Source organism: Roseburia sp. AF02-12 (genome assembly GCF_003461765.1).
GTDB classification, from domain to species: Bacteria; Bacillota; Clostridia; order Lachnospirales; family Lachnospiraceae; genus Roseburia_C; species Roseburia_C amylophila.
In genome coordinates this window covers 954,603-981,543 of the sequence record NZ_QTXS01000001.1, presented here as the reverse complement: position 1 = coordinate 981,543, position 26,941 = coordinate 954,603, and the positions used below count along the sequence as shown (strand labels likewise).

Genomic DNA, 26,941 nt, shown 5'->3' with positions numbered 1-26,941 from the left:
GGTGAATTTAATTTTGGAGGTGTACGACCATTAGCGAGTTAATGATCAATGAACAAATCAGAGATAAGGAAGTCCGCCTGATTGGCGCGGATGGTGAACAGTTAGGTATCATGTCAGCAAGAGAAGCATATAAGCTGGCACAGGAAGCAGAACTTGATTTAGTAAAGATTGCTCCTGGAGCAAAGCCACCTGTATGTAAGATTATCGATTACGGTAAATACAGATATGAGCTTGCAAGAAAAGAGAAGGAAGCACGTAAGAAACAGAAAACGGTTGAATTAAAAGAAGTTCGTCTTTCTCCAAATATCGATACCAATGATTTGAATACCAAAATGAATGCCGCAAGAAAGTTCATTTCCAAAGGAAATAAAGTAAAAGTTACACTTCGTTTCCGTGGCAGAGAAATGGCACATGTACAGGCAAGCAAACATATTCTGGATGATTTTGCAGAAGCACTTGCAGATATTGCAGTAGTGGAGAAAGCACCAAAGCTGGAAGGCAGAAGCATGGGTATGGTGCTGGCAGAGAAAAGATAATGATTTTAAGGAGGAATAAATTATGCCAAAACAGAAAACAAGCAGAGCAGCAGCAAAACGTTTCAAATTAACAGGAACAGGAAAATTAAAGAGAAACAAGGCTTATAAGAGACATATCTTAACAAAGAAAACAACTAAGACTAAGAGAAATCTTAGAAAACCTGCAATGACAGATGCAACAAATGTTAAGAATATGAAGAAGATTTTACCATATTTATAAGAATTGGTTAAGGAGGAATAGAACATGGCAAGAATTAAAGGCGGCTTAAACGCTAAAAAGAAACATAATAGAACATTAAAATTAGCTAAAGGTTACAGAGGAGCACGCTCCAAACAGTATAGAGTAGCAAAACAGTCTGTCATGAGAGCCTTAACAAGTTCTTATGCAGGAAGAAAACAGAGAAAGAGACAGTTCAGACAGTTATGGATTGCCCGTATTAACGCAGCAGCAAGAATGAATGGATTATCTTACAGCAAATTTATGTATGGTTTAAAATTAGCTGGTGTTGATATGAACCGTAAAATGTTAGCTGAGATGGCTGTAAATGATGCAGAAGGATTTGCAACATTGGCAGAGCTTGCAAAAACAAAACTTGCTTAATTTTAAGAAGCGGACAAGTTATAAAAGAGGATTGTGGTTATTCACGATCCTCTTTTTTTACGTTTGATTCATTTGAAGTTTTTGCGGAAGCATCCTGCCCGGAAGCTTCTTTTTTGATGGAATCCAAATCTTCTCTTAAAGAGTAATGATTCTTAAGTAAGCGGTATACCATGGTATAAGCCCAGATGAGAACCGGGACAACCACAGTGGCATAGATGGAAGCCTTAAGACAGTTTGTGGCAAAATCGCTTCCAATCAATGCAAAAACAAGAGTGGAAACATAGAGGGCAACTAAGAGTACAACACCGATAATTGCAAGAATCTGTTTTGTCTTTTTCATATATGACCTCAACTTTCTTTGATGACCTGTTTTTAGAAAAAAGCAATATACATTATTTTAACATTTGACAGCGGATAGTCAATCAGAAAATGTAAAGTTGCAGAGGATAAATACTTGAAAAAAGCACAAAATATGCTATACTGAAACAAGCGTTATACGACTAAATATGGATTAAAGGATGGATATGAACAATGGCATTATTAGAAGAATGGCAGAAGATTGCTTATGATCAGCAGGCAGATAGAGGAAAATTACAGAAGTTCTGGCAGAGATATTTTATGTTAGAGAAGGGCGTATATGAGAAGCTTTTAACAAACCCGGATGAGAAGGTAGAAGGAACTGTAAAAGAGCTGGCAGAGAAATACGACCTCAGCATTATGGATATGACTGGATTCTTAGATGGAATCAATGACAGCCTGGTAACACCAAACCCAATTGATACTATGGAAGAGGATACCAAGGTAAGCCTTGCATTCGATAAAGAAAAATTATACAAGAACATGGTAGATGCCAAAGCTGACTGGCTCTATGAATTACCACAGTGGGATGAAATTTTTGATGCAGATACCAAGAGAAAGCTTTATTTAGAACAGAAGAAATCCGGCACTGTTGTAGTTGGAAAGAAAGTTGGAAGAAATGATCCGTGTCCTTGTGGAAGTGGAAAGAAATATAAATTCTGCTGCGGAAGATAAGAATAAAATATTTTGGAAAACATTTGGAAAATATTTCGCAGAAAAACTCTTTACATAGCAGAAAAAAGAGTATACAATAGCTTTTGTCAAAAGGACAAAACAAAGAAGAGACGAGTAGCATGACAGGAAGTCAAAGAGAGGAATACATCTGGTGAGAGTATTCTGATGGAGTGTAATGTGAAGACCAGCTCTGAGTGACCCCAATCCGGTCCGGTGATTCCGTTATCATCAGAATGAGCGGTTGTACGATAAGTACAGCAAGCAGGGTGGAACCACGATAGAGTATCGTCCCTGATGCATAAATTTTATGCATCAGGGATTTTTTACTTTGCAGTTATTAATACCAATATAATAAGAAAAGGAGACTTGAACATGAAAATCACATTAAAAGATGGCTCAGTAAAAGAGTACAGTGAAGCAAAATCAGTCTATGATATTGCAGCAGATATCAGCGAAGGCCTTGCAAGAGTTGCATGCGCCGGTGAAGTAGACGGAGAAGTGGTGGATTTACGAACCGTTCTTGACAAGGACTGCAATTTAAATATTATAACAGCAAGTGATGAAGAAGGATTAAAGGTAATCCGCCATACTGCATCCCATGTACTGGCTCAGGCGGTAAAGAAATTATTTCCGGATGCCAAGATTACGATCGGACCGGCAATTGAAGATGGATTCTATTATGATTTTGATCATGCCCCATTTTCAAGAGAAGACCTCGATAATCTGGAAGCAGAGATGAAGAAGATTATCAAGGAAGGTCATGAATTAAAACGATTCACACTTCCAAGAGAGGAAGCAATCAAATTCATGCAGGAACGTAATGAGCCATACAAAGTAGAACTGATTGAAGAATTACCAGAGGGAGAAGAAATTTCTTTCTATGACCAGGGCGGCTTCGTAGATTTATGTGCTGGCCCACATCTGATGACAACCAAGGGCGTAAAGGCATTTAAGCTGACATCATCTTCCATGGCATATTGGAGAGGTAATTCTGACAAAGCAAGATTACAGAGAATTTATGGTACTGCTTTTAATAAGAAGGAAGAGTTAAAAGAATACTTAGAGAAATTAGAAGATGCCAAACGCCGTGACCATAACAAACTTGGCCGTGAAATGGGATTATTTACCACTGTTGACGTTATCGGACAGGGACTTCCTTTATTTACACCGAAGGGAACCAAGATGATTATGAAACTGCAGCGTTGGATAGAAGACTTAGAGGATAAAGAGTGGGGTTATGTACGTACCAGAACTCCGCTGATGGCAAAGAGCGACCTCTATAAGATTTCCGGACACTGGGATCACTACATGGATGGAATGTTCATTTTAAATAAGGACAGCGACGACAAAGAGACAATGGCACTGCGTCCGATGACCTGTCCATTCCAGTATTATGTATACATGAATGAACAGCACTCTTACAGAGATCTGCCATATCGGATGTCAGAGACTTCTACATTGTTCCGGAATGAGGACTCCGGAGAGATGCATGGACTTACCCGTGTCAGACAGTTTACTATTACAGAGGCACATATTATTCTTTGCCCGGAACAGGCGGAAGAAGAACTTACCAGATGTACTGAACTTTGCCATTATGTAATGACTACACTTGGTATCGATGGAGATGTTACTTACCGTCTGTCCAAATGGGATCCGAACAACAAAGAAAAATATCTGGGCGACGAAGCATATTGGAACAGTACCCAGCAGTATCTGCGTGATGTTATGGATAAGAATGGCATCAAGTATACAGAAGCAGATGGGGAAGCTGCATTCTACGGACCAAAGATTGATATTCAGGCAAAGAATGTATATGGAAAAGAAGATACCATGGTTACCATCCAGCTTGACTGTGCAAGTGCAGAGAAGTTTGGCATGTACTATATCGATGAGAAGGGTGAGAAAGTACTTCCTTGGATTATCCATCGTACATCCATGGGATGTTATGAGCGTACCCTTGCATGGCTGATTGAACATTATGCAGGAAAATTCCCAACCTGGCTTTGCCCGGAACAGGTAAGAGTATTGCCGATTTCTGAAAAATATGCAGACTATGCAGAGCAGGTAAGAAAAGAATTAGCAGCTCATGATGTAGATGTAACGGTTGATAACCGTTCTGAGAAAATCGGATTCAAGATTCGTGAAGCAAGACTGGATAAGCTGCCGTACATGCTGGTAGTTGGTCAGCAGGAGGCAGAGGACGGAACCGTATCCGTAAGAAGCCGTTTTGCAGGAGATGAAGGTGTAAAACCTTTAGGAGAATTCATTGATGCAATCTGCGAAGAGATTCGTACAAAGGAAATCCGTAAGGAAGAAGTTGCAGAAGAAAAATAAAAATGCAATAAAATCTAATTTTTAATTTTATAATTTATATGGATTCAAAAAGACTGTTGCTGGCAATTTGCACCGGACAACAGTCTTTTTTGCTTTACAGGAAAGCAGCCGCCGCAGGCACGAGAATGTGTCAAGGTACATTCTTTTTTACATGAAGTTGGTAACATAAAAAGATTTCCTTTGGAGATACTAAACATGTAACGAAAGAAAGGAGATGATTTTTGTGACAGAATTAAAATGTTCTGTAAGAAGCTGCAGTTTCCAGAAAGATGATTGCTGTTGCCGTGGAAATATTACGGTAGAGGGTGCACATGCAAACCGCAATAGCGAGACAAGCTGTGGAAGTTTTGAAGAGAAGAAAAACTGTGGATGTGCCAATTCGACCGGTAAACCGCCTAAGATGAGCGATGTTACCTGTGAGGCAGTAAACTGTAAATTCAATGAAGGAAGAAAATGTCATGCAAAAGACATCCAGGTAGACGGAACGAATGCCTGTACCTGTATGGAAACAGAGTGTGCCAGCTTCTGTTGTTCCTAAAAAGTGGAATATCAGTAAGTTTTAGCAAAATATTTCTGTGTCTACTCTTAACAGATTGGACACAGAAATTTAGAAGAATCTTAAGAAAAATACTATTGTAAATGAGATGAAAGAAAGTATAATGTGATTGAAGCATAAATAAAGCAGAAGTAATGTGTAAGGTGTAGATGGTAAACAGGAGGAAGCAAATGAGAAAAAAATCACATATTTTGCTGGCACGTTATATTGCAAAGAATACAGAGGATGAAGAACTTAAGAAACATAGACTGTCTTTTTATATTGGCAGCATCCTGCCGGATTGCAAACCATCTTTTGTATATAAGAAACATGAAATCAATGGGACGTTTCCGGATGTGAAAAAGATGGTGAATCAATTGATTTTCGGTAAACAGCAGGGGAAACTGACCCGTAAACGCCGGTATTATATGAATCTCGGGCAGGTAACGCATTATGTAGCTGATTATTTTACTTATCCGCATAACAAGATTTATCCGGGAAACTTAAAGGATCATTGTTCCTATGAAGAACAATTGAAGCGAAGCCTTAAAAATTATATTATGAGCCGGAATATGGAAGCAGGAGAAAAAGTGCAGGCTGATTTTTCTGATGCAGAGGCACTGTATGAATATATTTTAGAGAGGCATAAACAGTATCTTGGAAGAAAAATTAATATAGAAACAGATATTCGGAATATAGTAGCAACCAACCGGATGCTGGTGGAGGCCATTGCCGATTTGTTTTATAAAACACAGCATAAGGAAAAAATGCCGCTTGCTGTCGAATATTGACGAAAAAAGATGTTATATTTTGTTTGATTTTTGGTGATGAGCAGAGTAAAATGAATTTACAAAGAACAACACAGAGATGGGACACAGCATAGGAGAAATGCTTATGGATGAAAGGGAAGCACTTCGCATTGCGATTGAACGTGCAAGAATCCGACTGGATGAAGCACTGGAACGAGCGAAAAGTATGGATGAATGCTATGACCTGAGCCTGGAAGTGGACAGACTGATTGAGAACTATGTATCGCTATGTGAGCAAAAAGAACTTGTACCAATAAGATAAAAGTAAAGAGTAAGTGGAAAGAAGTACATTGAGAAATGTGCTTCTTTTTTTTGTGCATTTTTATGTGTAGTATATTGATTTTTTCCCAAAAGTGGGGTAATATGTATTCATAAGTGGAGGAAAGTGGTTGAAAATGGCACAAAGTGGTGGATAAGTTGATAACTTTGTGGATAAATAGCAACCGGACTGAGGTGTTTGACAATGTTCATGGGAGAGTACAGTCACAACATAGACGCCAAGGGCAGAATGATTGTTCCTTCCAAATTCAGAGAACAGCTCGGTGATGAGTTTGTAGTAACGAAGGGTTTGGATGGGTGTCTTTTTGTGTACCCAAATGAAGAATGGCAGAACATTGAAGAAAAATTCCGCAACGTACCACTTACCTCAAAAGATGCAAGAAAATTCTCACGTTTCTTCTTTGCAGGAGCAACAACCTGTGAAGTGGACAAGCAGGGAAGAATTCTTCTTCCGGCAGTGTTAAGAGAATTTGCCGGATTAGAGAAAGAAGTCGTATCAGTCGGAGTCTTAAAGCGAATTGAGATTTGGGACAAGAACAGATGGCAGGATACCAATACTTATGATGACATGGATGAAGTTGCAGAACACATGGCAGAACTTGGCTTGAGTATCTAAAGGAGTGAACATGGAATTTAAACACACATCGGTTCTCTTGCATGAGACCATAGACAATCTGAATATTCGCCCGGACGGAATTTATGTAGACGGAACGCTCGGTGGAGCGGGACATTCTTCCGAAATTGTAAAAAGGCTGAATGAGAACGGAAGGCTGATAGGAATTGACCAGGACGAAGATGCAATTGCAGCAGCCAGTGAGCGGTTAAAGGATTATTCTGATAAAGTAACCATAATCCGCAGCAATTACTGCAATATGAAAGAAGAATTGAACCGTATCGGAGTGACGAAGGTAAATGGAATTCTTCTTGATCTGGGAGTATCTTCCTTTCAGTTAGATACACCGGAGCGTGGATTTACCTACCGGGAAGAAGATGCACCACTGGACATGAGAATGGATCAGCGTCAGACATTAACGGCAAAAGATATTGTAAATGATTACAGTGAATCAGAGTTGTATCGTATCATAAGAGACTATGGGGAAGACCGGTTCGCAAAGAATATTGCAAAGCATATTGTCGCAGCCCGGGCAAAGAAACCAATTGAGACAACCGGAGAGCTGACCGCAATTATCCGGGCATCCATACCGATGAAAGTACAGAGTACTGGCGGACATCCGGCAAAGAGAACGTTTCAGGCAATTCGTATTGAACTGAATCGTGAGCTGGAAGTCTTATCGGATACCCTGGATGAGATGATAGACCTTTTAGAAGAAGATGGAAGAATCTGTATCATTACCTTCCATTCCCTGGAAGACAGAATTGTAAAGAACATCTTTCGCAAAAATGAAAATCCATGTACCTGTCCGAAAGAATTTCCGGTGTGTGTATGTGGCAAGAAACCAAAAGGAAAAGTAATCACTAGAAAACCGATTCTTCCAACGAAATCTGAAATGGAAGAGAATCCGAGAGCAAAAAGCGCAAAATTAAGAGTATTTGAACGGCATATCAATGACTAGGGAGAGACGTGAAAATGGAGAAGACAAGAAGAAATTATCGAACACGGACTTACATAGATGGAAACACTGTCCGTAAATTAGAAGCTGCACCGGATTACCGCAGAGAACAGGAAGAAAAGCAGCGGGAGGAAATCAGACAGCGCAACAGACGTATGGCGCAGAAGAATCAGGAGAAGTCAGCACATATGGATTTGGGTTATGTGGCATTTTTATCTGTATCGCTGCTGGTTATGTGTGTGGCAGCAGTACTGTATATCCGTCTGCAGTCTGGAATTACAACGCATTTAAAGACAATTTCTGCATTAGAAAGCCAGGTAGCTGAATTAAAGGCAGATAATGATGCGGCAGAAAAAAGAATCGAGACAGCAGTAGATCTTTCAACCATCAAGGATATAGCAATGAACCAGCTTGGCATGAGCTATGCGGGACCGGACCAGATTATACATTATACGGTTGATAAAGAAGATTATATGAATCAGTTTGAGGATATTCCGAATAAGTAGGAAACAAACGTGGTGGTAAAATGGCAGGAAAGAGACGCGGCGGAAAGAAAATAGCAAAATTTAGTAAGAAAATGCAAAAGAAACTTGTAGTGCTGTTTGTAATAATAGCACTACTTTTGTTGGGATTAATTGTAAGATTGATGTATATTGAACACACCAGTGGAAAGAAATACGAAAAGAAAGTATTATCCCAGCAGAAATATGACAGTACGGTCATTCCTTATCAGCGTGGAAATATTACAGACTGCAAGGGAACGATACTTGCAACCAGCGTGGATGTATACAATGTGATATTAGACTGTAAGGTATTAAACAGTGATTCGGCAGATATTGACCCGACCATCGATGCACTGATAACCTGTTTCCCACAGCTGAATGAAACCGATTTACGTAATCTGATTACGGATAAGCCAAAGAGCCAGTACAATGTTCTGGCAAAGAAATTAAGCTATGAAGAGATTCGGGCGTTTGAAGATATGCAGGCGGCAGAAAAGGAAGCTTCCGATAAGAAGAGCGGCGATGCAGAGAAAAAAGGAAAAATTAATGGAGTCTGGTTTGAAAAAGAATACCAGAGAGAATATCCATATGGTTCTCTAGCCAGTGCGGTAGTAGGATTTACTACCAGCGGTAATCTGGGAATGAATGGAGTGGAAAATTCCTATAACAGTGTTTTGAATGGAACCAACGGAAGAGAATATGGTTATCTGAATTCCGACAGTAATTTTGAGAAGACAGTAATCGATGCCCAGAATGGTAATGATGTTACACTGACCATTGATGCAAATATCCAGAAAATCGTAGAAGATAAGATTGCTGCATTTGAAGAAGAATACAGGGATGCAGCAAGAGAAGGTGCTGGAAGTAAACATGTGGGAGTTATTGTAATGAACCCCCAGAATGCTGAAGTGCTTGCCATGGCAAATTATCCAAATTATGACAGTAGTAATCCAAGGGATTTGTCTGCCTATTATACCCAGGAAGAAATTGATGCTATGGATGACGATGCAGAACTGGATGCTTTAAACCAGTTATGGTCTAATTTCTGCATTACTTATACTTATGAACCGGGCTCTACCGTAAAACCTTTTACCGTAGCCTGTGGTCTGGATACCGGAACTTTAGACCCGAACCGTACTTTTATCTGTGATGGATACGAGACGATTTCCGGTCATGACATTCACTGTGTAAATACCAACGGACATGGACTTGAAACAGTAGAAGATGCCTTAAAGAATTCCTGTAATGATGCCCTGATGCAGATGTCTTATGATATCGGACCTGAGAATTTCTCTAAGTATCAGCAGATTTTCGGCTTTGGTACCAAGACAAACATTGATTTACCGGGAGAGGCCAGAACCGATTCCTTAATTTATACCGAAGACCAGCTAAGCACCATTAACCTGGCTACCAATTCCTTTGGACAGAACTTTAATGTTACCATGATACAGGTGGCAAGTGCTTTTTGTTCCATTATTAATGGTGGTAACTATTATCAGCCACATGTGGTAAAGAAAATAACAGATGAAAATGGGAATGTCATACAGGAAGACAATGGAACCTTGTTAAAGAAAACAGTGTCTTCATCTACCAGTGAATTATTAAAACAGTATCTTTATGCAACGGTTTCCGATGGTACCGGAAAATATGCAAAAGTGCCGGGATACTCTATGGGTGGAAAGACCGGAACAGCACAGAAGCTTCCTCGAGGACAGGGAAATTATCTGGTTTCCTTTATCGGTTTTGCACCAGTAGACAATCCGCAGCTTTTGGTATATGTAGTAGTAGACGAACCAAACGCAGAAGAAGAGTTTCACAGTACCTTTGCACAGGAAATCGCAAAGGGAATTTTCGAAGAGACACTGCCTTATCTTAATATTTATCCGGATGAGGACATTGTTGTAACAGAAGAGACAGACCCGGCAGAAGCACCGGCAGATGGAACAACAGATGTTCCGGATTCTGCACCGGAGGATTCTATGGTAGACCAGACACCGGATATTGCAGAGGAAACAGTACCACCGGAGGATGGTTTACAGCCACAGGATGTAGCACAATAGAGAAAACAACATAACCTTGTAAAAGTTGTAATAGATTATAATAACTGCTTTTATGAGGTTATGTTTTTATGTTTCAGCAAAAAATGCAGGAGGAAGAAGAAAACAGATTTTGCATCTATCGGAATAAAACCTTTAACCGACGAAAAATTATGATTATTTTTGTGGCAGTATTACTGCTGATGGTATTTCTGATGGGACGACTGGTGTATCTTATGATATTCTGTTCAGAATACTATGGGGTCCGGGCTGAGAACCTCCATGAAAGAGAAAGGGATATCAAGGCGGCAAGAGGGAATATTTATGACAGAAATGGTGTGGTTTTAGCAGAAAATAAGACGGTATGTACGATTTCTGTGATTCACAGCCAGATAGAAGACCCGGAAAAGGTAATTGCAGTTTTAACAAAAGAGCTTGGCATGTCAGAAGAGACAGTGCGGAAGCGGGTAGAGAAGGTTAGTTCCATTGAACGGATTAAGACGAATGTGGAGAAAGAAACCGGAGATGCGATTCGAGCCTATGAACTGGCGGGCGTGAAGATCGATGAAGATTATAAACGGTATTATCCTTATAATGAACTGGCTTCTAAAGTAATCGGATTTACTGGCGGAGACAATCAGGGAATTGTCGGAATAGAAGTAAAATATGATGAATATCTGGAGGGCATCAATGGAAAGATACTTACATTGACAGATGCCAGAGGCGTAGAGATCAAAAATGCCGGAGAGAGGCGGAGTGAGCCGGTAGAAGGAGATGACCTTTATTTAAGTCTTGATTATAATATCCAGATGTATGCAGCGCAGGCAGCAGTAAAGGTACGGGAGGAAAAACAGGCAGACAGTGTCAGCATCCTTGTGATGAATCCGCAGAATGGCGAAATCCTTGCCATGGTAAATGAACCGGAGTTTAATCTCAATGAACCTTTTACCTTAAATACGGAGATTGACACGGAATTGAGTGAAGAGGAGAAGCAGGATGCTTTAAATAAAATGTGGAGAAACCAGTGCATCAATGACACTTATGAACCGGGATCCACTTTTAAGATAATAACAGCATCCGCAGCCTTGGAGGAGGGAAAAGTAAGTCTTTCTGACCAGTTTAACTGTCCGGGATATAAGATTGTGGAGGACAGGAGAATCCGCTGCCATAAAGTGGGAGGGCATGGGGCAGAGGATTTTACCCATGGCATTATGAATTCCTGCAACCCGGTATTCATAGAAATCGGACTTCGTATCGGTTCCGACCGCTTCTGCGATTATTTTGAACAGTTTGGTTTATTATCCAGGACAAATATAGATTTACCGGGGGAAGCATCCACCATTATGCATAAAAGAGAAAATATCGGTCAGGTGGAGCTTGCAACCATGTCCTTTGGGCAGTCCTTCCAGATTACACCGATTCAGCTTGCAACTACGGTTTCCTCTATTATAAATGGAGGAAACCGTGTGACGCCGCATTTTGGCGTGGAGACGAAAAATGCAGAAGGAGAAGTGACACATACTTTTGTCTATGGACAAAAGGAACATATTGTAAGCGAAGAAACTTCCACCACCATGCGCTATTTGCTGGAAAAAGTAGTATCTGAGGGCAGTGGAAAGAATGCGGCTCTTGAAGGCTTTTCTATTGGCGGCAAAACCGCAACGTCCCAGACGCTTCCACGTAGTGAAAAAAGGTATATTTCTTCTTTTTTAGGTTTTGCTCCGGCTGACGATCCGCAGGTACTTGCCTTAATTATTATCAATAATCCACAAGGCGTTTATTATGGTGGAACCATAGCAGCACCGGTCTGCCGGGATTTGTTTTCCAATATTCTGCCATATCTTGGCATTGAGCAGGCACTGGTTACAGAAGATGCGGAAATTCAGGAAAATCCGTGAAACTTTGGGAAGATATCTTGCAGGAAATCTCTAAATAACGTATACTAGATAAGTTGAAATGATATACAAAAAGAAAATAAAAAGAGGTGCAGTTATGACGTATCATGTTATTCTTCCGGTTATTATCGCTTTTGCAGTGAGTGCATTGTTAGGACCGGTCGTAATTCCTTTTTTAAGAAGATTGAAAGTTGGTCAGACGGAGCGGAAAGAGCTTGAATCCCATCAGAAGAAAATGGGAACCCCTACCATGGGTGGATTGATGATTATCGCAAGTATTATTGTAACCAGTCTGATTTATGTAAAAGATTATCCGAAGATTATTCCGATTCTCTTTATGGTAGTAGGATTTGGCGTAATTGGATTTTTAGATGATTATTTGAAGGTTGTACTGAGACGGTCGGATGGACTGCTTGCATGGCAGAAAATGTTATGCCAGCTTGTAGTGACCACTGTTTTTGTGGTATACATGGTGAAGTTTTCAGATGTTTCCCTTACAATGCTGCTTCCATTTTCCGGTGGAAAATACTGGAATATTGGCTGGCTTGCAATTCCGGTCATGTATTTTGCAGTAATCGGAACTGTAAACGGAGTCAACTTTACCGATGGCTTAGATGGTCTTGCTACCAGCGTAACCATTATCGTAGCAACCTTCTTTACTGTAGTTGCAGTGGGAACCAACAGCGGAATCGAACCGATTACCTGTGCTGTAGTAGGTGCATTGATGGGCTTCCTTCTGTTTAATGTATATCCGGCAAGTGTATTTATGGGAGATACCGGTTCTCTTGCACTGGGTGGATTTGTGGCAGCTACCGCATATATGCTTCAGATGCCAATTTTCCTTCTGATTGTGGGACTGATTTATCTGGTAGAAGTATTATCTGTTATCATTCAGGTAACCTATTTTAAAAAAACAGGTGGAAAGAGAATTTTCCGTATGGCTCCGATTCATCACCACTTTGAATTAGGTGGCTGGTCAGAGACCAGGGTAGTGGCAGTATTTTCAATTGTAACAGCAATCTTATGTCTGGTTGCATTGATTGGATTATAAAGAGACAGGAGTGAATAAAATGGAATTTCAGGAGAAAAATGTACTGGTATTTGGCTCTGGGAAAAGTGGAATTGCTGCAGCAGAGCTGTTAGAAAAACAGAATGCGAATATTTTCGTTTTTGAAGGAAATGAAAAGCAGAGTGTAGCAGAAATCAAAGAAAAATCGGAGAGCTTTGCCAAGGCAGAAATCTATGTGGGCACCCTTCCGGAAGAAGTGATGGATAAACTGGATTTTGTTGTGTTAAGTCCGGGTGTTCCAACCGATTTACCATTGGTAAATGCCATGCGTGATAAGAAAATTACCATTATTGGTGAGATTGAGCTTGCTTATCAGGTGGCAAAAGGAAAAATCCTTGCAATTACAGGAACGAATGGCAAGACGACAACCACTACACTGGTGGGAGAAATTTTATCCAATTACTTTAAGGATGTAAAAGTCGTAGGAAATATTGGAATTCCATATACATCGGTAGCGGCAGATACCACAGAAGAAACGGTAACAGCAGCAGAAATCAGCAGTTTCCAGTTAGAGACAATTGTAGATTTTGCTCCGGATGTATCTGCTATTTTAAATATTACACCGGATCATCTGAACCGTCATCATACCATGGAAAATTATATTAAGGCAAAAGAGGACATTACAAAGAATCAGAAAGCAAACGATGTCTGCGTCTTAAATTATGAGGATGAAGTACTTCGCAAATTTGGGGAATCCTTATCCATGAAAGTGCTCTGGTTTGACAGTAAAAAGCCGGTACAGAATGGATGTTATTTAAATGGTGAGAAGATTATTTATGTCTCTGAGGGCAAAGAGGAAGAAGTCATTGATGTCAATGAGCTAAATATTCTTGGAACCCATAATTATGAAAATGTTATGGCGGCAGTTGCCATGACCATAAGTATCGGAGTACCGATGGATGTCATTGTAAAAACACTGCGTGAGTTCCAGGCAGTAGAGCATAGAATTGAATATGTTACGGAGAAACGTGGCGTAAAATTCTATAACGATTCCAAGGGAACAAACCCGGATGCAGCGATTAAGGGAATTCAGGCAATGAACCGTCCGACACTTCTCATTGGCGGTGGCTATGATAAGCAGTCTGAATATGATGAATGGATAGAAAGCTTCGATGGTAAAGTAAAGAAATTAGTATTAATCGGAGTAACAAAAGAGAAGATTGCAGACTGTGCAAAGAGACATGGATTTACAGAGTATGTATTCGCAGACAGTCTCGAAGAGGCAGTAAATATCTGCTATGACAATGCAGTTTCCGGTGATGCCGTATTATTATCACCGGCATGTGCAAGCTGGGATATGTTTAAAAGCTACGAAGAACGAGGAAGAATATTTAAGGATTTGGTGCGCAATTTAAAGGAGTAGTGATTTATGGGCCGCAGACCGGGAAGAAAATCAGGCACAAAAGAAAAGACAATTAAATATTTTGACTATACACTTTTGTTTGTTATTATTTTCTTAGTGTGTTTTGGTCTGGTTATGCTGTACAGCACCAGTTCTTATAATGCACAGATTGAGTATGGCGATGGAACTCATTATCTAAAGCGGCAGGCATTTGCATGCTGCCTTGGATTTGCTGCCATGTTTGTGATTTCCAAGATTGATTATCATGTGTGGAAGAAACTGTATGGTGTGGCATACATAGGCGCATTTTTACTGTGCGTTTCCGTTATCTTTTTAGGATCGAATGGAAATGGTTCTACCAGATGGTTCCGCCTTGGTCCGCTTTCTTTCCAGCCATCTGAGTTTGCAAAGCTTGCTGTCATTATTTTTCTTGCAACGGTAATCAGCCGCATGCAAAAGAAGATTGGCGATCTGAAGGAACTGATGAAGGTAATGGTTTTACTGCTTCCGCTGGTTGGACCGGTTGCTTATACGAACTTAAGTACCGCGATTATCATTGTGGGTATCGCAGTGGCAATGGCGTTCGTGGCAAGCCCGAAATATGCGCAGTTTGTGGGAATGGCAATCGCAGTATTCGCTTTCGGAGCAGTCTTTATTGTACTGGCAAGCTATCGTGCAGAACGTATCAAAATCTGGCTCCATCCGGAGAATTATGATAAAGGTTATCAGACCATGCAGGGCTTATATGCCATTGGTTCTGGAGGACTTTTTGGAAAAGGACTTGGTGCCAGTATGCAGAAGCTTGGGTTCGTACCGGAAGCGCAGAATGATATGGTATTTTCCATCATCTGTGAGGAGCTTGGATTATTCGGAGCAATCTGCCTGATTTTGCTGTTTATCTTAATGCTGTGGCGTTTTATGGTAATTGCCAATAATGCGAAAGATTTATATGGTGCATTGCTGGTGGTTGGTATTATGGCTCACATTGCCATTCAGGTAATCCTTAATATCGCCGTTGTAACCAACAGTATTCCAAATACCGGTATCACACTTCCTTTTATCAGTTATGGTGGTACTTCGGCATCATTCCTCTTAGCAGAAATGGGACTTGCGTTAAGTGTTTCCAGAGGAATTCAGTTGGAGGGATAGGATATGATACGAGAAGAACGCAGAAAGAAGAGAAGAAGAAAACATATCCTGATTGGATTTCTGACTACACTGTTGATTCTGGCACTGGCAGCACTCATTGTAATCAAGGTATTTACCGTAAAAAATGTCGAAGTAGAAGGCAATAAATTATACAGTGATGAGCAGATTAAGGAATGGGTCTTAAATGATGACTATTCCTGGAATACATTATATGTATATTTTAAATATCGTTTCTTTGATACACAGAAAGTTCCGTTTATTGATACGATGGAGGTGAGTGTCAAATCACCGCATACCCTTCATGTAGAAGTATATGAAAAAGGACTGCTGGGCTACTTATATATGGATTCCCTGGGACAGAATGTCTATTTTGACAAAGATGGCTTTGTAGTGGAAATGTCTACAGATGTCATCGAAGGAGTACCGCAGATTACCGGACTGGCTTGTGGGGATGCAGTGCTTTATGAAAAACTTGACGTAAGCGGAAAAGATACCCTAAAGGATTTGCTGGCAGTAACCCAGACCTTAAAGAAGTATAATCTGGTTCCGGATACCATCAATTATGATGACCAGGGAAACGTGACCCTGCAGTACGGAACGATTACGGTGAATCTTGGACAGGCAACCAGCCTTACGGAAAAAGTAGTTCGTATGGAGAAAATTATGCCAAATCTGGAAGGACTTACAGGCATTCTTCATCTGGAAGACTGGACAGAAGATACCACAGATATTACTTTTGAAAAGACGGCGTAATTTTTTCAAAAAAACAGAAAATATAGGTTGATTATTTTTACGAAAAATTATATGATAGAGTATATGAGTAAATAAAGGCATACTTTTTATGAGAAATCTGTAAAGCAGATTTCTCATAGATTACATATAGAATGAGGGAGAGAAGGAGGAACTACCTTGCTTGAAATTAAAACAACAGAAGCAGAATCCAGTGCTAAAATTATTGTAATTGGTGTTGGTGGTGCAGGTAATAATGCAGTAAATAGAATGATTGATGAAAATATTGGTGGTGTTGAGTTTGTTGGAGTAAATACCGATAAACAGGCATTACTTTTATGTAAAGCACCTACGTTGATTCAGATTGGTGAGAAGCTTACCAAAGGACTTGGAGCAGGAGCACAGCCGGAGGTTGGAGCCAAAGCTGCAGAAGAGAGTATGGAAGAGTTGTCAGCAGCTATTGAAGGTGCAGATATGGTATTCGTAACCTGTGGTATGGGTGGCGGAACCGGTACAGGAGCAGCTCCTGTTGTGGCAAAGATTGCAAAGGATCAGGGAATTCTTACCGTTGGTGTTGTAACTAAGCCGTTTAAATTTGAAGCAAAAGCAAGAATGGTAAATGCTTTAAGCGGTGTTGACAAGCTTCGTGAGAATGTAGATACCTTGATTGTAATTCCAAATGATAAATTATTAGAGATTGTAGACCGCAGAACAACCTTCCCGGATGCATTAAAGAAAGCAGATGAGGTGCTTCAGCAGGCGGTTCAGGGAATCACAGATCTGATTAATATGCCGGCATTGATTAACCTTGATTTCGCAGATGTTCAGACTGTTATGAAGGACAAGGGTCTTGCACATATCGGTATCGGTATGGCTAAGGGTGATGATAAGGCAATTGAGGCAGTCAAACTGGCTGTTACCAGTCCATTGCTTGAGACAACTATCAATGGAGCAAGCCATGTTATTATCAATATTTCCGGTGATATTTCTCTTATGGATGCCAATGATGCAGCAAGCTATGTAGAAGATCTTGCCGGCGATAATGCAAATATTATCTTTGGTGCAAAATATGATGAGACTATGACAGATGCTGCAACGATTACTGTAATTGCAACAGGACTGGAAGAGAATGCAGCAAAAACCACTGCATCTTCTAATCTTATGTCCGGATTGAAATATCCAAATACAGCAGCAACCACCAGACCGGTCATTAATTCCGGACTTGTAAACCGTACTGCTAATGTTACAACCAACAGCAGTTTCGGAGCAACATCTACTCTGGGACAGACTGCTGCACAGCAGCCAGCTCCGACAGCTTCTCCATTTATTGGAATTACCAAACCAAAGAGACCGGAAAGTACTGTTCATGAGAAGGATATTAAAATTCCGGAGTTCTTAAAGAGTACCAAAAAATAAGAACTATCATTTTGAAAAGGATAGCAATAAAATTATAGTGTAAGAGTAGAAAAGGAATTTGAAGTTCCTATATGATACGACGCTTAGAACATTTGAAATGTACCAGATACTGGTGACAGCCATTGTTCTAAGCGTTTTTTTCGTTGTCAGGCATCCGTAAGAAGCTGCCGGTGGCAGCTTCTTACGGTAAGATTTGCAGAGTGCATTACGTTTCTTTTGCAACTTCCCTGCCGGGCAGTCGGATTCTGTCAATGAAATGAAAGAATGGCTGCATCTGTTTTGACAAAATATGCAGAGGAAAGTTTGTATAATGCAGGAAAGGAAGGGAGGTGGCATGTATTTATGAGATATATTTAGATGTTCTTTTTGTCAATAGTTTCCTGATGGATGTGCTGAATCTGTTCCTGACAGGCATATTTTTGCGGAATCTCATACATAAGGGCAGGATACTGCTTGCTGCCTTATTTGGAAGTGGTATGGGAGTCATTTGTTTTCTGATGCTTTCATCCTATAGATTGTATCGGCTGATTATGTATGTACCGGTTCCGCTTGGCATGGTTATGATTGCATTTTTTACGAGGAAACATACGACACAAAGAGTCGCTTTTCTGATAAAAAACTGGCTTGGCTGTTTTTTGTTTTCGATTCTGACAGGAGGCTGCATGCAGTGGCTCAATAAGAGCCTTTTTTATGGGCAGCATTTTTATCTGGCAATGGTGCTGACGGCGGGAATTGCTGTGTCAGCATCCATAATATGGCGCAGCAGAAAGGAGAGAAGCCGGCATCTTTATCAGGTGCGTCTTTGCTATCATGAACATGAATTGCTGTTAGAAGCCTATTATGATACCGGAAATCTGCTGATCGACCCCTATGTGGGAAAACCGGTCAGTATCATAGATAAAGAGCTTCTGATGCCGATTTTCCGGGAAGATGAGCCGGTAGTACGACTGTTGCCATTTAGCAGTATGGGAGAGAAAAACGGCTTGGTAGAAGCACTTACCGTAGAAGAACTTTATATTAAAGAAGGAAAAAAAGAGCGGCAGATTTTACAGGCGGTGATTGCACTTGGAAGTCCATCGTTGTTTCAAAAGAAGGAATATCAGATGATTTTAAATTGCCATCTGCTATAGGATGGAATGTGAATAAGAGAGGAAAGAGGAGTTGTAATGTATTTAAAAGTAGATATACCGGAGCATTTTCAGTTTCGCATTGTGCGTAGTTTAAAAGATATGCTGCTTCGTAAGGAGACGGAGATTCACTATATCGGAGGGGCAGAGGTGCTGCCGCCACCGCTTCCGGCGAAAGAGGAAATGGAATGTATCGGACAATTGGTGAAAGAGCAGAGTGAGACTGCAAGAAAGAAATTAATCGAGCATAATCTGAGACTTGTAGTATACATAGCGAAGAAATTTGACAATACGGGAGTAGGAGTGGAGGATTTGATTTCTATTGGAACCATCGGATTAATCAAGGCAATTAATACTTTTAATCCGGAAAAAAATATCAAGCTTGCAACCTATGCCTCCCGATGTATTGAAAATGAAATTCTGATGTATCTGCGTAGAAATAATAAGACGAAATTAGAGGTATCCATTGATGAGCCGTTAAATGTGGACTGGGACGGAAATGAATTACTACTTTCGGATATTTTAGGAACAGATGAAGATGTCATTTACCGGGATATTGAGACTGAGGTTGAAAAGAAGCTTTTGAATAAAGCAATTGAGCATTTAAACGGCAGGGAGCGGACAATTATTGAACTGCGGTTTGGCATCAATTCGAAAAACGGTAATGAACTGACCCAGAAAGAGGTGGCAGATTTATTAGGAATTTCCCAGTCTTATATTTCCAGGCTGGAGAAAAAGATTATGAAACGATTGAAGAAAGAAATTGTGCGATTTGAATAAAAAAGAAAGAAAATGTATACATTTTTTGTCCAATATGATAAAATAATACTATCATAAGTTCGACAATAAAGAGATGGCGAGGAGATGGTATTATGTTATTGGAGTTTTTAGGGGCTGCACATGAAGTAACTGGAAGTTGTCATTTTCTGCAATGTCAGGATAAGCGGATACTGGTGGATTGTGGTATGGAGCAGGGACCGGATTTATATGTGAATCAGGAGATTCCGGTGAATGCATCTAATATTGATTATGTGTTTGTAACACATGCCCATATCGACCATTCAGGCTTACTTCCATTGCTGTATAGTCATGGATTCCGGGGACAGATATTTGCGACAACAGCAACCAGCGAACTTTGTAATATCATGTTAAAGGACAGTGCACACATCCAGATGTTTGAAGCAGAGTGGAGAAACCGTAAGGCTAGGAGAGCCGGATTACCGGAAGTAGTGCCTCTTTACGATATGGATGATGCACAGGGGGTTTTAGAGCATTTTGTATCATGTGATTACAATAAAATCATTGAAATCTGTAATGGAGTAAAAATCCGGTTTGTAGATGCCGGACATCTTCTTGGTTCATCCAGCATTGAGGTATGGCTGACGGAAGAAGATAAGACTGTGAAAATTGTATTTTCCGGAGATATCGGTCATGGCAATAAGCCATTGATTAAAAATCCGCAGTTTATCGATGAAGCAGATTATGTATTGATTGAATCCACTTATGGTGACCGGATACATGCAGATCCGCCGGATTATGCACCGGAACTTGCGGCAGTAATTAAGCGGACATTTGCAAGAGGTGGTAATCTTGTCATTCCGGCATTTTCTGTAGGTCGTACACAGGAAATGCTATATCATCTGCGACGGATTAAGACAGAACATCTGCTGCCGGAGTTTGAAGATTTTGAGGCCTATATCGACAGCCCGCTGGCTGTGGAAGCAACAAATATTTTCCATAAGAGTGTAGAAGACTGCTTCTCTGATGAGGCAAAGAAATTAGTGGAGCAGGGTATTAATCCGATTGGATTCCCGGGACTGAAAACGTCTGTTACCAGTGATGAATCCAAAATGATTAACTTCAGCAAGAAACCATTGGTTATCATTTCTGCTTCCGGTATGTGTGAGGCTGGCCGTATCCGCCATCATTTAAAACATAATTTGTGGAGACCGGAAAGCACGATTCTGTTTGTAGGATATCAGGTACCTGGAACCTTGGGTCATGCACTTTTGAATGGAGCCAAAGAAGTAAAACTTTTCGGTGAAAATATTCAGGTACATGCAGAAATTTTAAATCTTCCTGGTATCAGTGGCCATGCAGACCGTGATATGCTGACAAAATGGGCATCTGCATTTAAAAATCCACCAAAGCGTGTCTTTGTGGTACATGGTGAGGATAAGGTCTGTGATGAATTTGCAGAGCATCTGCATACGGAATTAGGCTATCAGGCGGTTGCACCATATAGTGGTGATACCTATGACTTATTAGAAAATGTCTGTGTTCATGAAGGAAGCCGTGAACTGGTTGAAAAGAAGAAAGACAAACCGGCAAAGGCATCCTCTAATGTGTTTGCAAGACTGCTGGCGGCGGGTCAGAGGCTGCTTAGTGTCATTCAGAAGAATGAAGGTATCCCAAATAAGGACCTTGCCAAATTTGCTGACCAGATTAATTCTCTGGCAGATAAGTGGGACAGATAGGAAGTTGAAAAGGAACTTGGAAATAAAGAAATAGAAAAGTATCATGAAAAGTAACCAGAAAAGACATTCGTATCCGGGAAAATGCCGGTGCGGATGTCTTTTTTTACTCGAGAAACTCGCAAAGCGTGTTTCTCGCTACTTGCTGTCAAGCATTTTCAAATGACTATGGAAAAAGAAGAAATATTCCGATATATAAGTGTAAGATAAAATGCAAGGAACAAATTACGAAATCAGGAGGAAATGCGATGGCAGTCAGACTGAATTTATTTTCCAATACGGAGCAGGATACAAAGAAGGTATCTACGGTGGAGGAATTGCCGCAGTATATGCTGAAATGCATTTATGATAATAATGTGGCAGAAGAAAGTGAAGAAGCAAAACAGGAAAAAATGGCGAAAATCAAACGGAAATTAGAGGCTGGAAAGAAGCTGACCAAAGAAGAACTTTCATGGCTTCAAAGAAATGACCCCATTGCATATGCCCATGCGATACGGATTCAGATGATTGCAGAGGAAGTGGAGAACGAGCTGAAAACTGCAAAGAGCAAAGAAGAAGCAAACCGTATTGTATCCACCGCTGTTTCCGGTATATCGGACAATGATCCGGATAAGGAATATATTGTAGCAGCAGTAAACAGGGTGTCAGATGAATTCCATAAATCCGGTGCCTATAGCAGACTGCCGGGAACTCAGGAAAGTGCAGAAAAGAGAAAGCAGAAAAAGGAAAATGGGATTTCTTTCAAGAGAGAGGATGAAAAGGAAGAACTGATGAACTGGAGTCCGTTGCAGGAAGTCATTGAGAAACTACCGACATTTACAGCCGGAGCATAGGATAAAATAAAAATCCGCATATCAGAGTATATCTGGTATGCGGATTTTTTTATGAAATCGTATTAATATCCTAATTCCTCTCCGATGAGAATTACTTTGATTCTTCCCGGAATACCACTTCTTCTGGTGATAACAACCTGATTACAGATACACTCCGGTGAGAGGCAGTCGGCACATGTTCCGGTGAGTGCACATGGCGTTTTCTTGCTAAGGCGGATGCAGTTGGCAGGAGTAGCAGTATTATGTACCCGGTCAAGAGCGTCGTCAACTGTTTTTACAACCTTATTCATACCGGCCATAACGATGACTTCCTTCGGGCCATAGATGAGTGCTGCAACCCGGTTGCCATTTCCGTCAATATTGACAAGCTGTCCGTCAGAAGTGATTGCATTGGAACTCATAAAATAATAATCTGCATTCAGACACTGATGATAAATTGCAGTTGTTTCTTCCGGTGTGGCAGCTTTGCTTCTGTCATAAAGAGTGATGTCAGTCTTATTTTGCAGAGCAGCCATCATACCACTTTCGGTTAAAGTCATGGAACCGCCAAAACCAACGGTTGCCTGTGTCGGCAGCATGGAAGTGGCAAGTGCAACGGCTTCTTCTTTGGTGGCACAGTAATATGCGTCAATCTGTCTTTTCTTGAATTTTTCAATCATGGACGTAGCGAGTGTTTCATAAAATTGTTTCTTTGGATCCATAAAGATACCTCCTTGATGCGTAAGTGTATGGTGAGAAAAATTCTTAATATACACCATACAAAATATATTACATCATAGGATGGGGATTTGGCAATCCGAAAAGTCAGATAGATTGTTTCATTGACAAAAAACATAAATGAGCACAAAATGGGTACAAATAAAGGATAAAAGATACATGTAAGAAAAGAGGAACCAAATGCAAAATAAAATTACAATAGAAGAATGCCAGAAATTATTAGAGCAGAATCCCTTTGGAAGTCTGCTGCAGATGAAGATAATAGAGGCAGAACTTGGAAGGGTAAAGGCAGAACTGCCATTCAAAAAAGAGTTTACAAATATCTATGGAGATTTGCACGGCGGAGTACTGTATTCGGCAGTGGATACCATATGCGGAATTGCGGCAGGAACCTATGGATATTATGTGACTACTGTGGACGGACAGATCCGCTATTTAAAAGCGGCGCGTGCAACAGAATATGTTACATGCACCGCCAAAGTGGTAAAACCCGGAAGGAACCTCACAGTAGTAGCATTTGAAATTACAGATGCCAATGGAATGCTTTTAAATACCGGTGATTTTACCTTTTATAATCTGAAAGAAAAAGAGATTTTATAAATTTTCATTTTTTAATGCATCCATGATATTTTCAGAAGAAAGCTTACGCATGGAATAAATCATGGTTGCAGCAACGACGACAAACACACTGCCAATGGCAATGACAAAGCTATACCATGGAATAAAGAATCCAAAGTCGATTCCATCACTGACTGCCCGATAAATAAGCCAGGTGATTCCAATAGAAGCCGGAAGTCCGTAAAGGAGTCCCTTGCAGCCATAGAGCAGACATTCAAACTGCATCATTTTTCGGAAGCCCTTCGGAGAAAGACCGATGGACTTTAACATGGCAAATTCACGTTTTCGTAAAATAATATTGGTAGAAATCGTGTTAAATACATTGGCTGCCGCTATCAGGGAAATTAATGTAATAAATCCATAGGAAAAAATATTGATAACGGTAATCATGGCACGCTCATTTTCAATGGAATCCATATAATCATAGATATCAGCAGAAATATTTTCGTTGTCAAAGAGTGTATTTAAGTCGGTCTGTACCTGTTTGTGATTATCTGTTTTTATATAGTATGAATTTTCCAGTGAACTATCCGGGTTCTGGCTGAGTGCCTGCCAGAGAGCATCCTTACAGGAATATGGAAAAATAAATTTCGCATTATCGGAAGGAGCACTGACACCGAAAGGAATGGTATCACTGAAAGCACCAGCGGTGACGGTGCAGGTATTTTTCACATCTTCGTCTAAAGCGGATAATACAATATCCTGCGAAGAAGGATTGGCGAAAATATTAATGTCATAGTATTTGTCATTGAATACATGAAGCCGGTCAATCAATACACCCGTTGGATGATCAGAATTCTGATAATCGGAAGGATTTTCCCCGATTTCTTTTAAATAATCTTCAAATAAATGATCCTCCACGAAATAAATCAAAGTGGTAAGCTCACAGGAGTCATCTGCCAGGAGTGTATTGCTGTAATAAGCCTGTTCATAATCAGAATAGAAACTTTCAAATTCTTTCGAACAGTCTTCTTTGGCTACAGTAAAGCAGGCAGCGAAGCTGGCACCGTAAGAAGCCTTATCTACACCATCTAAAGCGCGGATTTTTGTTAAAAGCGTATCCGGGTCATAGTTATTTTCGGAATATATTGTGCAGGAAAGTTCATAGCCGTTTCCGTTATAAATGCTGCCGGCGGAACGTGTCAGATAAGCACAAAAGCTGCTGGCAGAAATAAACAGTACAATACTTAAGAAAAGTGAGATAACAGTAGCACGGTATTTGCTGCGGCTTCGTTTATAGTTTTTGGCAGCAAGCATTCCTTCAAAGCCAAATAATTTTTCCGTAAGTGGAAATGTATGCACTTTTTTGGAACGGATGTTAATATCACTGGTCTGCCGGATGGCTTCTAAGGCAGATAACTTCATGGATTTCCGTGCTGGCAGGTAAGCAGAAATCAATACCGTAATAAAAGCGAGGGTGACGGCAATCACAATTCCGGCAACGGATGGCTGCAGGGTCAGGTGCAGTGTGGTGTCACTTCGGTACAGCATGGCAAGAGTATCACCGGTGAAATAGAAGGTAATGCCAATTCCAACTAAACCGAAGAAGATTCCAAGCGGAATACCGATAAGACACAGGAAAGCCGCTTCAAACAGGATGCTGTGAATCATCTGGTGTCTGGTTGCACCAAGGGATGAAAGCAGTCCAAATTGTCTGGTTCGTTCGCTGATAGAAATGGAAAATGCATTATAAATCAGTGAGATAGACCCAAGTACGATAATTGCAATCAAAATAACCGCAAGACTGGTGACGGTGCGGTTTAAGGAATCCTCCATGGATGCTCCGTCAAGCCGCAGTAAATCATAGTTCATGGTATAAGAATATGGTGCATTCTGCTCTAAAAAACTGGATACATCCTTGCTGTTATGAAGACAGAAGTAAATATCCTGATAGGATGTCCGGGCAGAAGAGAGAGTCAGTGCTGTATAACCCGGAGCCTGAAAGCTTTCAAAGGAAGGTCTGCTGTAAAAACCTACTACCTGATAGGTTTTTGACTCCGTATTTGTAATGGATTCTAATGGAATCACTTTTCCGTCTTTGGATTTTTCTGACTTATTACCAAGCAGTGAAGTGTTATTATCTAAAATAGAACCATCTTCATCCACACGTTCCCCAACATCCAGGGTAATTTCATCGTTTAAGCTATAAGCAATGCCACCGTCATAGGTAAGGTGCTCAGGAAGCAGAAGCTCAGAATCGTTTTCCGGCATCCGTCCTTTCGTGATGTGTACCGGAAGAAGAGTAGTAACATCATCCGTTACACCACAGATATAAAGGTATGGTTTGTATTGGTTAGCAGAATCGGTAAGATTGGCATATCCAATATATTTTAAAGAAACAGAAGAGTCGATTTCATCATGGGAGAGAAAATCTTTTGACTCTGATTGGGTGACACGAAAAGCGGCACCCTGCCAGCTTCCTTCGGTATCAATGGTATATTCCTTCATAAATGCATGAAGAGAGCTGATGCTGCTGGTAACTGCGGTAAACATGGCAGTAGAAAGAATAATTCCGATAATCGTGACGATGGTACGGGTTTTATTCTTCTTTAAGTTGGTGAGTGTGATTTTGTGGAAGATATTCATGCACGAATCACCTCATCCCGTGTAATTTTGCCGTCTTCAATGGCAATGATGCGGTCTGCCTGAAGGGCAATGTTTTCATCATGGGTAATGACAATTAAGGTCTGGTTAAATTTCTGGTTGGAATATTTTAAGAGTTCCACAATTTCCTGGCTGTTTTTGGAATCTAAGTTTCCGGTAGGCTCATCGGCTAAAACCACAGCAGGAGCGTTCATTAAAGCACGGCCGATGGAGACACGCTGCTGCTGACCACCGGAAAGCTGGTTTGGAAGATGATTTTCCCGCCCTTTTAAAGAGAGAATTTCCAGCAGCTCATTTAAATGCTCTTTGTTGACCGGGCGTCCATCCATGCGGACAGGAAGTGTCATATTTTCAATGACATTCAGTACCGGAATCAGATTATAGAACTGATAAATCAGCCCGACCTGCCGTCTGCGGAAGATGGCAAGCTGTTCCTCCTTTTGCGCGTAGACATCGGTGCCCTCCATATAGACTTTGCCGGAGGTTGGTGTATCGACACCGCCTAAAATGTGAAGCAGTGTGGATTTGCCGGAACCGGATGGCCCGATGATAGCGAGAAATTCGCCTTTGTTGACAGAAAAAGAAACGTGGTCTAGGGCAACCACCTGATTTTCTCCTGTTCCATAGATTTTGGTAAGATTTTCAGCTCGTAAGATTTCCATAAGTAACTCCTTTCCATTTGATGCGATTCTAATGAGAAGTATAAGCATCCCGGATGACAGGAGCATGACT

Annotated in this window: 27 protein-coding genes and 1 other annotated feature; of the genes, 23 read left to right on the top strand and 4 right to left on the bottom strand. The window is 40.6% G+C overall.

Features of this window, described 5'->3' with window-relative positions; all coding sequences use genetic code 11:
• Positions 1 to 41: 41 nt before the first annotated feature.
• From infC to rplT, 3 genes are read left to right on the top strand one after another with little or no spacing between them, the layout of a single operon-like run.
• Positions 42 to 536 carry a translation initiation factor IF-3 gene (infC, locus tag DV740_RS04865; RefSeq protein WP_022244104.1) on the top strand — a complete coding sequence of 165 codons (495 nt, stop codon included), beginning with the start codon at positions 42 to 44 and terminating at the stop codon, positions 534 to 536.
• A 22-nt stretch (positions 537 to 558) separates the two neighbouring features.
• Positions 559 to 756 carry a 50S ribosomal protein L35 gene (rpmI, locus tag DV740_RS04860; protein ID WP_022244105.1) on the top strand — a complete coding sequence of 66 codons (198 nt, stop codon included), beginning with the start codon at positions 559 to 561 and terminating at the stop codon, positions 754 to 756.
• 24 nt (positions 757 to 780) lie between these two features.
• Positions 781 to 1,137: a 50S ribosomal protein L20 gene (gene rplT, locus DV740_RS04855; RefSeq protein ID WP_022244106.1), complete on the top strand. Its 357-nt coding sequence runs from the start codon at positions 781 to 783 to the stop codon at positions 1,135 to 1,137.
• A 37-nt stretch (positions 1,138 to 1,174) separates the two neighbouring features.
• Here rplT and DV740_RS15260 read toward each other — a convergent pair whose 3' ends face one another.
• The gene (locus DV740_RS15260; RefSeq protein ID WP_330415588.1) at positions 1,175 to 1,477 is read right to left on the bottom strand and encodes a hypothetical protein; all 303 of its coding nucleotides are present in this window, start codon (positions 1,475 to 1,477) and stop codon (positions 1,175 to 1,177) included.
• Between the two features lie 191 nt (positions 1,478 to 1,668).
• Between DV740_RS15260 and DV740_RS04845 the strand changes: the two genes are divergently transcribed.
• From DV740_RS04845 to DV740_RS04760, 19 genes are all read left to right on the top strand, one after another.
• Entirely contained in the window at positions 1,669 to 2,169 is a 501-nt protein-coding gene (locus DV740_RS04845) for an SEC-C metal-binding domain-containing protein (RefSeq protein WP_022244108.1), read from the top strand.
• A 93-nt stretch (positions 2,170 to 2,262) separates the two neighbouring features.
• Positions 2,263 to 2,465: a binding site (T-box leader), on the top strand.
• Positions 2,466 to 2,541: 76 nt separating this feature from the next.
• Positions 2,542 to 4,503, top strand: a complete 1,962-nt coding sequence (gene thrS / locus DV740_RS04840) for a threonine--tRNA ligase (RefSeq protein ID WP_117698317.1) — start codon at positions 2,542 to 2,544, stop codon at positions 4,501 to 4,503.
• Between the two features lie 223 nt (positions 4,504 to 4,726).
• On the top strand, positions 4,727 to 5,041 hold the full coding sequence (locus DV740_RS04835; RefSeq protein WP_118087550.1) for a DUF1540 domain-containing protein: 315 nt from the start codon (positions 4,727 to 4,729) through the stop codon (positions 5,039 to 5,041).
• A gap of 188 nt (positions 5,042 to 5,229) precedes the next feature.
• The gene (locus DV740_RS04830; protein WP_022243375.1) at positions 5,230 to 5,829 is read left to right on the top strand and encodes a zinc dependent phospholipase C family protein; all 600 of its coding nucleotides are present in this window, start codon (positions 5,230 to 5,232) and stop codon (positions 5,827 to 5,829) included.
• A 103-nt stretch (positions 5,830 to 5,932) separates the two neighbouring features.
• Positions 5,933 to 6,109 carry a hypothetical protein gene (locus DV740_RS14755; protein WP_022243374.1) on the top strand — a complete coding sequence of 59 codons (177 nt, stop codon included), beginning with the start codon at positions 5,933 to 5,935 and terminating at the stop codon, positions 6,107 to 6,109.
• Positions 6,110 to 6,310: 201 nt separating this feature from the next.
• Positions 6,311 to 6,742 (top strand): division/cell wall cluster transcriptional repressor MraZ, encoded by a 432-nt coding sequence (gene mraZ / locus DV740_RS04825; RefSeq protein ID WP_022243373.1) that lies wholly within the window; start codon positions 6,311 to 6,313, stop codon positions 6,740 to 6,742.
• 10 nt (positions 6,743 to 6,752) lie between these two features.
• Entirely contained in the window at positions 6,753 to 7,700 is a 948-nt protein-coding gene (rsmH, locus tag DV740_RS04820; RefSeq protein ID WP_022243372.1) for a 16S rRNA (cytosine(1402)-N(4))-methyltransferase RsmH, read from the top strand.
• A 14-nt stretch (positions 7,701 to 7,714) separates the two neighbouring features.
• On the top strand, positions 7,715 to 8,203 hold the full coding sequence (locus DV740_RS04815; protein ID WP_117698315.1) for a hypothetical protein: 489 nt from the start codon (positions 7,715 to 7,717) through the stop codon (positions 8,201 to 8,203).
• 20 nt (positions 8,204 to 8,223) lie between these two features.
• Positions 8,224 to 10,260, top strand: coding sequence for a peptidoglycan D,D-transpeptidase FtsI family protein (locus DV740_RS04810; protein ID WP_022243370.1), 2,037 nt, complete (start codon positions 8,224 to 8,226; stop codon positions 10,258 to 10,260).
• Between the two features lie 68 nt (positions 10,261 to 10,328).
• Positions 10,329 to 12,134 carry a peptidoglycan D,D-transpeptidase FtsI family protein gene (locus DV740_RS04805; protein ID WP_242988810.1) on the top strand — a complete coding sequence of 602 codons (1,806 nt, stop codon included), beginning with the start codon at positions 10,329 to 10,331 and terminating at the stop codon, positions 12,132 to 12,134.
• Positions 12,135 to 12,228: 94 nt separating this feature from the next.
• Positions 12,229 to 13,182 (top strand): phospho-N-acetylmuramoyl-pentapeptide-transferase, encoded by a 954-nt coding sequence (mraY, locus tag DV740_RS04800; RefSeq protein ID WP_117698314.1) that lies wholly within the window; start codon positions 12,229 to 12,231, stop codon positions 13,180 to 13,182.
• 19 nt (positions 13,183 to 13,201) lie between these two features.
• Positions 13,202 to 14,563, top strand: a complete 1,362-nt coding sequence (gene murD / locus DV740_RS04795; RefSeq protein ID WP_117698313.1) for a UDP-N-acetylmuramoyl-L-alanine--D-glutamate ligase — start codon at positions 13,202 to 13,204, stop codon at positions 14,561 to 14,563.
• A 6-nt stretch (positions 14,564 to 14,569) separates the two neighbouring features.
• A complete protein-coding gene (ftsW, locus tag DV740_RS04790; RefSeq protein ID WP_118057799.1) occupies positions 14,570 to 15,691 on the top strand; it encodes a putative lipid II flippase FtsW in 1,122 nt (373 codons plus the stop codon).
• A 3-nt stretch (positions 15,692 to 15,694) separates the two neighbouring features.
• Positions 15,695 to 16,444, top strand: a complete 750-nt coding sequence (locus tag DV740_RS04785) for a cell division protein FtsQ/DivIB (protein ID WP_118057798.1) — start codon at positions 15,695 to 15,697, stop codon at positions 16,442 to 16,444.
• Positions 16,445 to 16,600: 156 nt separating this feature from the next.
• A complete protein-coding gene (gene ftsZ / locus DV740_RS04780; protein WP_118057797.1) occupies positions 16,601 to 17,836 on the top strand; it encodes a cell division protein FtsZ in 1,236 nt (411 codons plus the stop codon).
• A gap of 329 nt (positions 17,837 to 18,165) precedes the next feature.
• Entirely contained in the window at positions 18,166 to 18,966 is an 801-nt protein-coding gene (locus tag DV740_RS04775) for a sigma-E processing peptidase SpoIIGA (RefSeq protein WP_118057796.1), read from the top strand.
• 36 nt (positions 18,967 to 19,002) lie between these two features.
• Positions 19,003 to 19,743 carry an RNA polymerase sporulation sigma factor SigE gene (gene sigE, locus DV740_RS04770; RefSeq protein ID WP_118057795.1) on the top strand — a complete coding sequence of 247 codons (741 nt, stop codon included), beginning with the start codon at positions 19,003 to 19,005 and terminating at the stop codon, positions 19,741 to 19,743.
• A 92-nt stretch (positions 19,744 to 19,835) separates the two neighbouring features.
• The gene (locus DV740_RS04765; RefSeq protein ID WP_118057794.1) at positions 19,836 to 21,440 is read left to right on the top strand and encodes an MBL fold metallo-hydrolase RNA specificity domain-containing protein; all 1,605 of its coding nucleotides are present in this window, start codon (positions 19,836 to 19,838) and stop codon (positions 21,438 to 21,440) included.
• A 245-nt stretch (positions 21,441 to 21,685) separates the two neighbouring features.
• Positions 21,686 to 22,270, top strand: coding sequence for a hypothetical protein (locus DV740_RS04760; RefSeq protein WP_117698308.1), 585 nt, complete (start codon positions 21,686 to 21,688; stop codon positions 22,268 to 22,270).
• A 62-nt stretch (positions 22,271 to 22,332) separates the two neighbouring features.
• Here the strand turns inward: DV740_RS04760 and DV740_RS04755 are convergent, their stop codons facing one another.
• Positions 22,333 to 22,971, bottom strand: a complete 639-nt coding sequence (locus DV740_RS04755; RefSeq protein WP_117698307.1) for a lactate utilization protein — start codon at positions 22,969 to 22,971, stop codon at positions 22,333 to 22,335.
• A 196-nt stretch (positions 22,972 to 23,167) separates the two neighbouring features.
• Here DV740_RS04755 and DV740_RS04750 point away from each other — a divergent pair, with 196 nt between their 5' ends.
• A complete protein-coding gene (locus DV740_RS04750; protein WP_118087549.1) occupies positions 23,168 to 23,587 on the top strand; it encodes a PaaI family thioesterase in 420 nt (139 codons plus the stop codon).
• Here DV740_RS04750 and DV740_RS04745 read toward each other — a convergent pair.
• Positions 23,582 to 26,191 carry an ABC transporter permease gene (locus DV740_RS04745; RefSeq protein WP_118087548.1) on the bottom strand — a complete coding sequence of 870 codons (2,610 nt, stop codon included), beginning with the start codon at positions 26,189 to 26,191 and terminating at the stop codon, positions 23,582 to 23,584. The two genes, DV740_RS04750 and DV740_RS04745, sit on opposite strands and share 6 nt — an antisense overlap.
• On the bottom strand, positions 26,188 to 26,871 hold the full coding sequence (locus DV740_RS04740; protein ID WP_117698304.1) for an ABC transporter ATP-binding protein: 684 nt from the start codon (positions 26,869 to 26,871) through the stop codon (positions 26,188 to 26,190). Before DV740_RS04740 ends, DV740_RS04745 begins: the two co-directional genes overlap by 4 nt.
• Positions 26,872 to 26,941 lie beyond the last annotated feature (70 nt).

What these genes read in the sequence shown, in the direction of transcription:
- infC (WP_022244104.1), top strand. Translation starts at nt 42, where the DNA reads ATGATCAATGAACAAATCAGAGATAAGGAAGTCCGCCTGATTGGCGCG.
- rpmI (WP_022244105.1), top strand. Translation starts at nt 559, where the DNA reads ATGCCAAAACAGAAAACAAGCAGAGCAGCAGCAAAACGTTTCAAATTA.
- rplT (WP_022244106.1), top strand. Translation starts at nt 781, where the DNA reads ATGGCAAGAATTAAAGGCGGCTTAAACGCTAAAAAGAAACATAATAGA.
- DV740_RS15260 (WP_330415588.1), bottom strand. Translation starts at nt 1,477, where the DNA reads ATGAAAAAGACAAAACAGATTCTTGCAATTATCGGTGTTGTACTCTTA.
- DV740_RS04845 (WP_022244108.1), top strand. Translation starts at nt 1,669, where the DNA reads ATGGCATTATTAGAAGAATGGCAGAAGATTGCTTATGATCAGCAGGCA.
- thrS (WP_117698317.1), top strand. Translation starts at nt 2,542, where the DNA reads ATGAAAATCACATTAAAAGATGGCTCAGTAAAAGAGTACAGTGAAGCA.
- DV740_RS04830 (WP_022243375.1), top strand. Translation starts at nt 5,230, where the DNA reads ATGAGAAAAAAATCACATATTTTGCTGGCACGTTATATTGCAAAGAAT.
- DV740_RS14755 (WP_022243374.1), top strand. Translation starts at nt 5,933, where the DNA reads ATGGATGAAAGGGAAGCACTTCGCATTGCGATTGAACGTGCAAGAATC.
- mraZ (WP_022243373.1), top strand. Translation starts at nt 6,311, where the DNA reads ATGTTCATGGGAGAGTACAGTCACAACATAGACGCCAAGGGCAGAATG.
- rsmH (WP_022243372.1), top strand. Translation starts at nt 6,753, where the DNA reads ATGGAATTTAAACACACATCGGTTCTCTTGCATGAGACCATAGACAAT.
- DV740_RS04815 (WP_117698315.1), top strand. Translation starts at nt 7,715, where the DNA reads ATGGAGAAGACAAGAAGAAATTATCGAACACGGACTTACATAGATGGA.
- DV740_RS04810 (WP_022243370.1), top strand. Translation starts at nt 8,224, where the DNA reads ATGGCAGGAAAGAGACGCGGCGGAAAGAAAATAGCAAAATTTAGTAAG.
- DV740_RS04805 (WP_242988810.1), top strand. Translation starts at nt 10,329, where the DNA reads ATGTTTCAGCAAAAAATGCAGGAGGAAGAAGAAAACAGATTTTGCATC.
- mraY (WP_117698314.1), top strand. Translation starts at nt 12,229, where the DNA reads ATGACGTATCATGTTATTCTTCCGGTTATTATCGCTTTTGCAGTGAGT.
- murD (WP_117698313.1), top strand. Translation starts at nt 13,202, where the DNA reads ATGGAATTTCAGGAGAAAAATGTACTGGTATTTGGCTCTGGGAAAAGT.
- ftsW (WP_118057799.1), top strand. Translation starts at nt 14,570, where the DNA reads ATGGGCCGCAGACCGGGAAGAAAATCAGGCACAAAAGAAAAGACAATT.
- DV740_RS04785 (WP_118057798.1), top strand. Translation starts at nt 15,695, where the DNA reads ATGATACGAGAAGAACGCAGAAAGAAGAGAAGAAGAAAACATATCCTG.
- sigE (WP_118057795.1), top strand. Translation starts at nt 19,003, where the DNA reads ATGTATTTAAAAGTAGATATACCGGAGCATTTTCAGTTTCGCATTGTG.
- DV740_RS04765 (WP_118057794.1), top strand. Translation starts at nt 19,836, where the DNA reads ATGTTATTGGAGTTTTTAGGGGCTGCACATGAAGTAACTGGAAGTTGT.
- DV740_RS04760 (WP_117698308.1), top strand. Translation starts at nt 21,686, where the DNA reads ATGGCAGTCAGACTGAATTTATTTTCCAATACGGAGCAGGATACAAAG.
- DV740_RS04755 (WP_117698307.1), bottom strand. Translation starts at nt 22,971, where the DNA reads ATGGATCCAAAGAAACAATTTTATGAAACACTCGCTACGTCCATGATT.
- DV740_RS04750 (WP_118087549.1), top strand. Translation starts at nt 23,168, where the DNA reads ATGCAAAATAAAATTACAATAGAAGAATGCCAGAAATTATTAGAGCAG.
- DV740_RS04745 (WP_118087548.1), bottom strand. Translation starts at nt 26,191, where the DNA reads ATGAATATCTTCCACAAAATCACACTCACCAACTTAAAGAAGAATAAA.
- DV740_RS04740 (WP_117698304.1), bottom strand. Translation starts at nt 26,871, where the DNA reads ATGGAAATCTTACGAGCTGAAAATCTTACCAAAATCTATGGAACAGGA.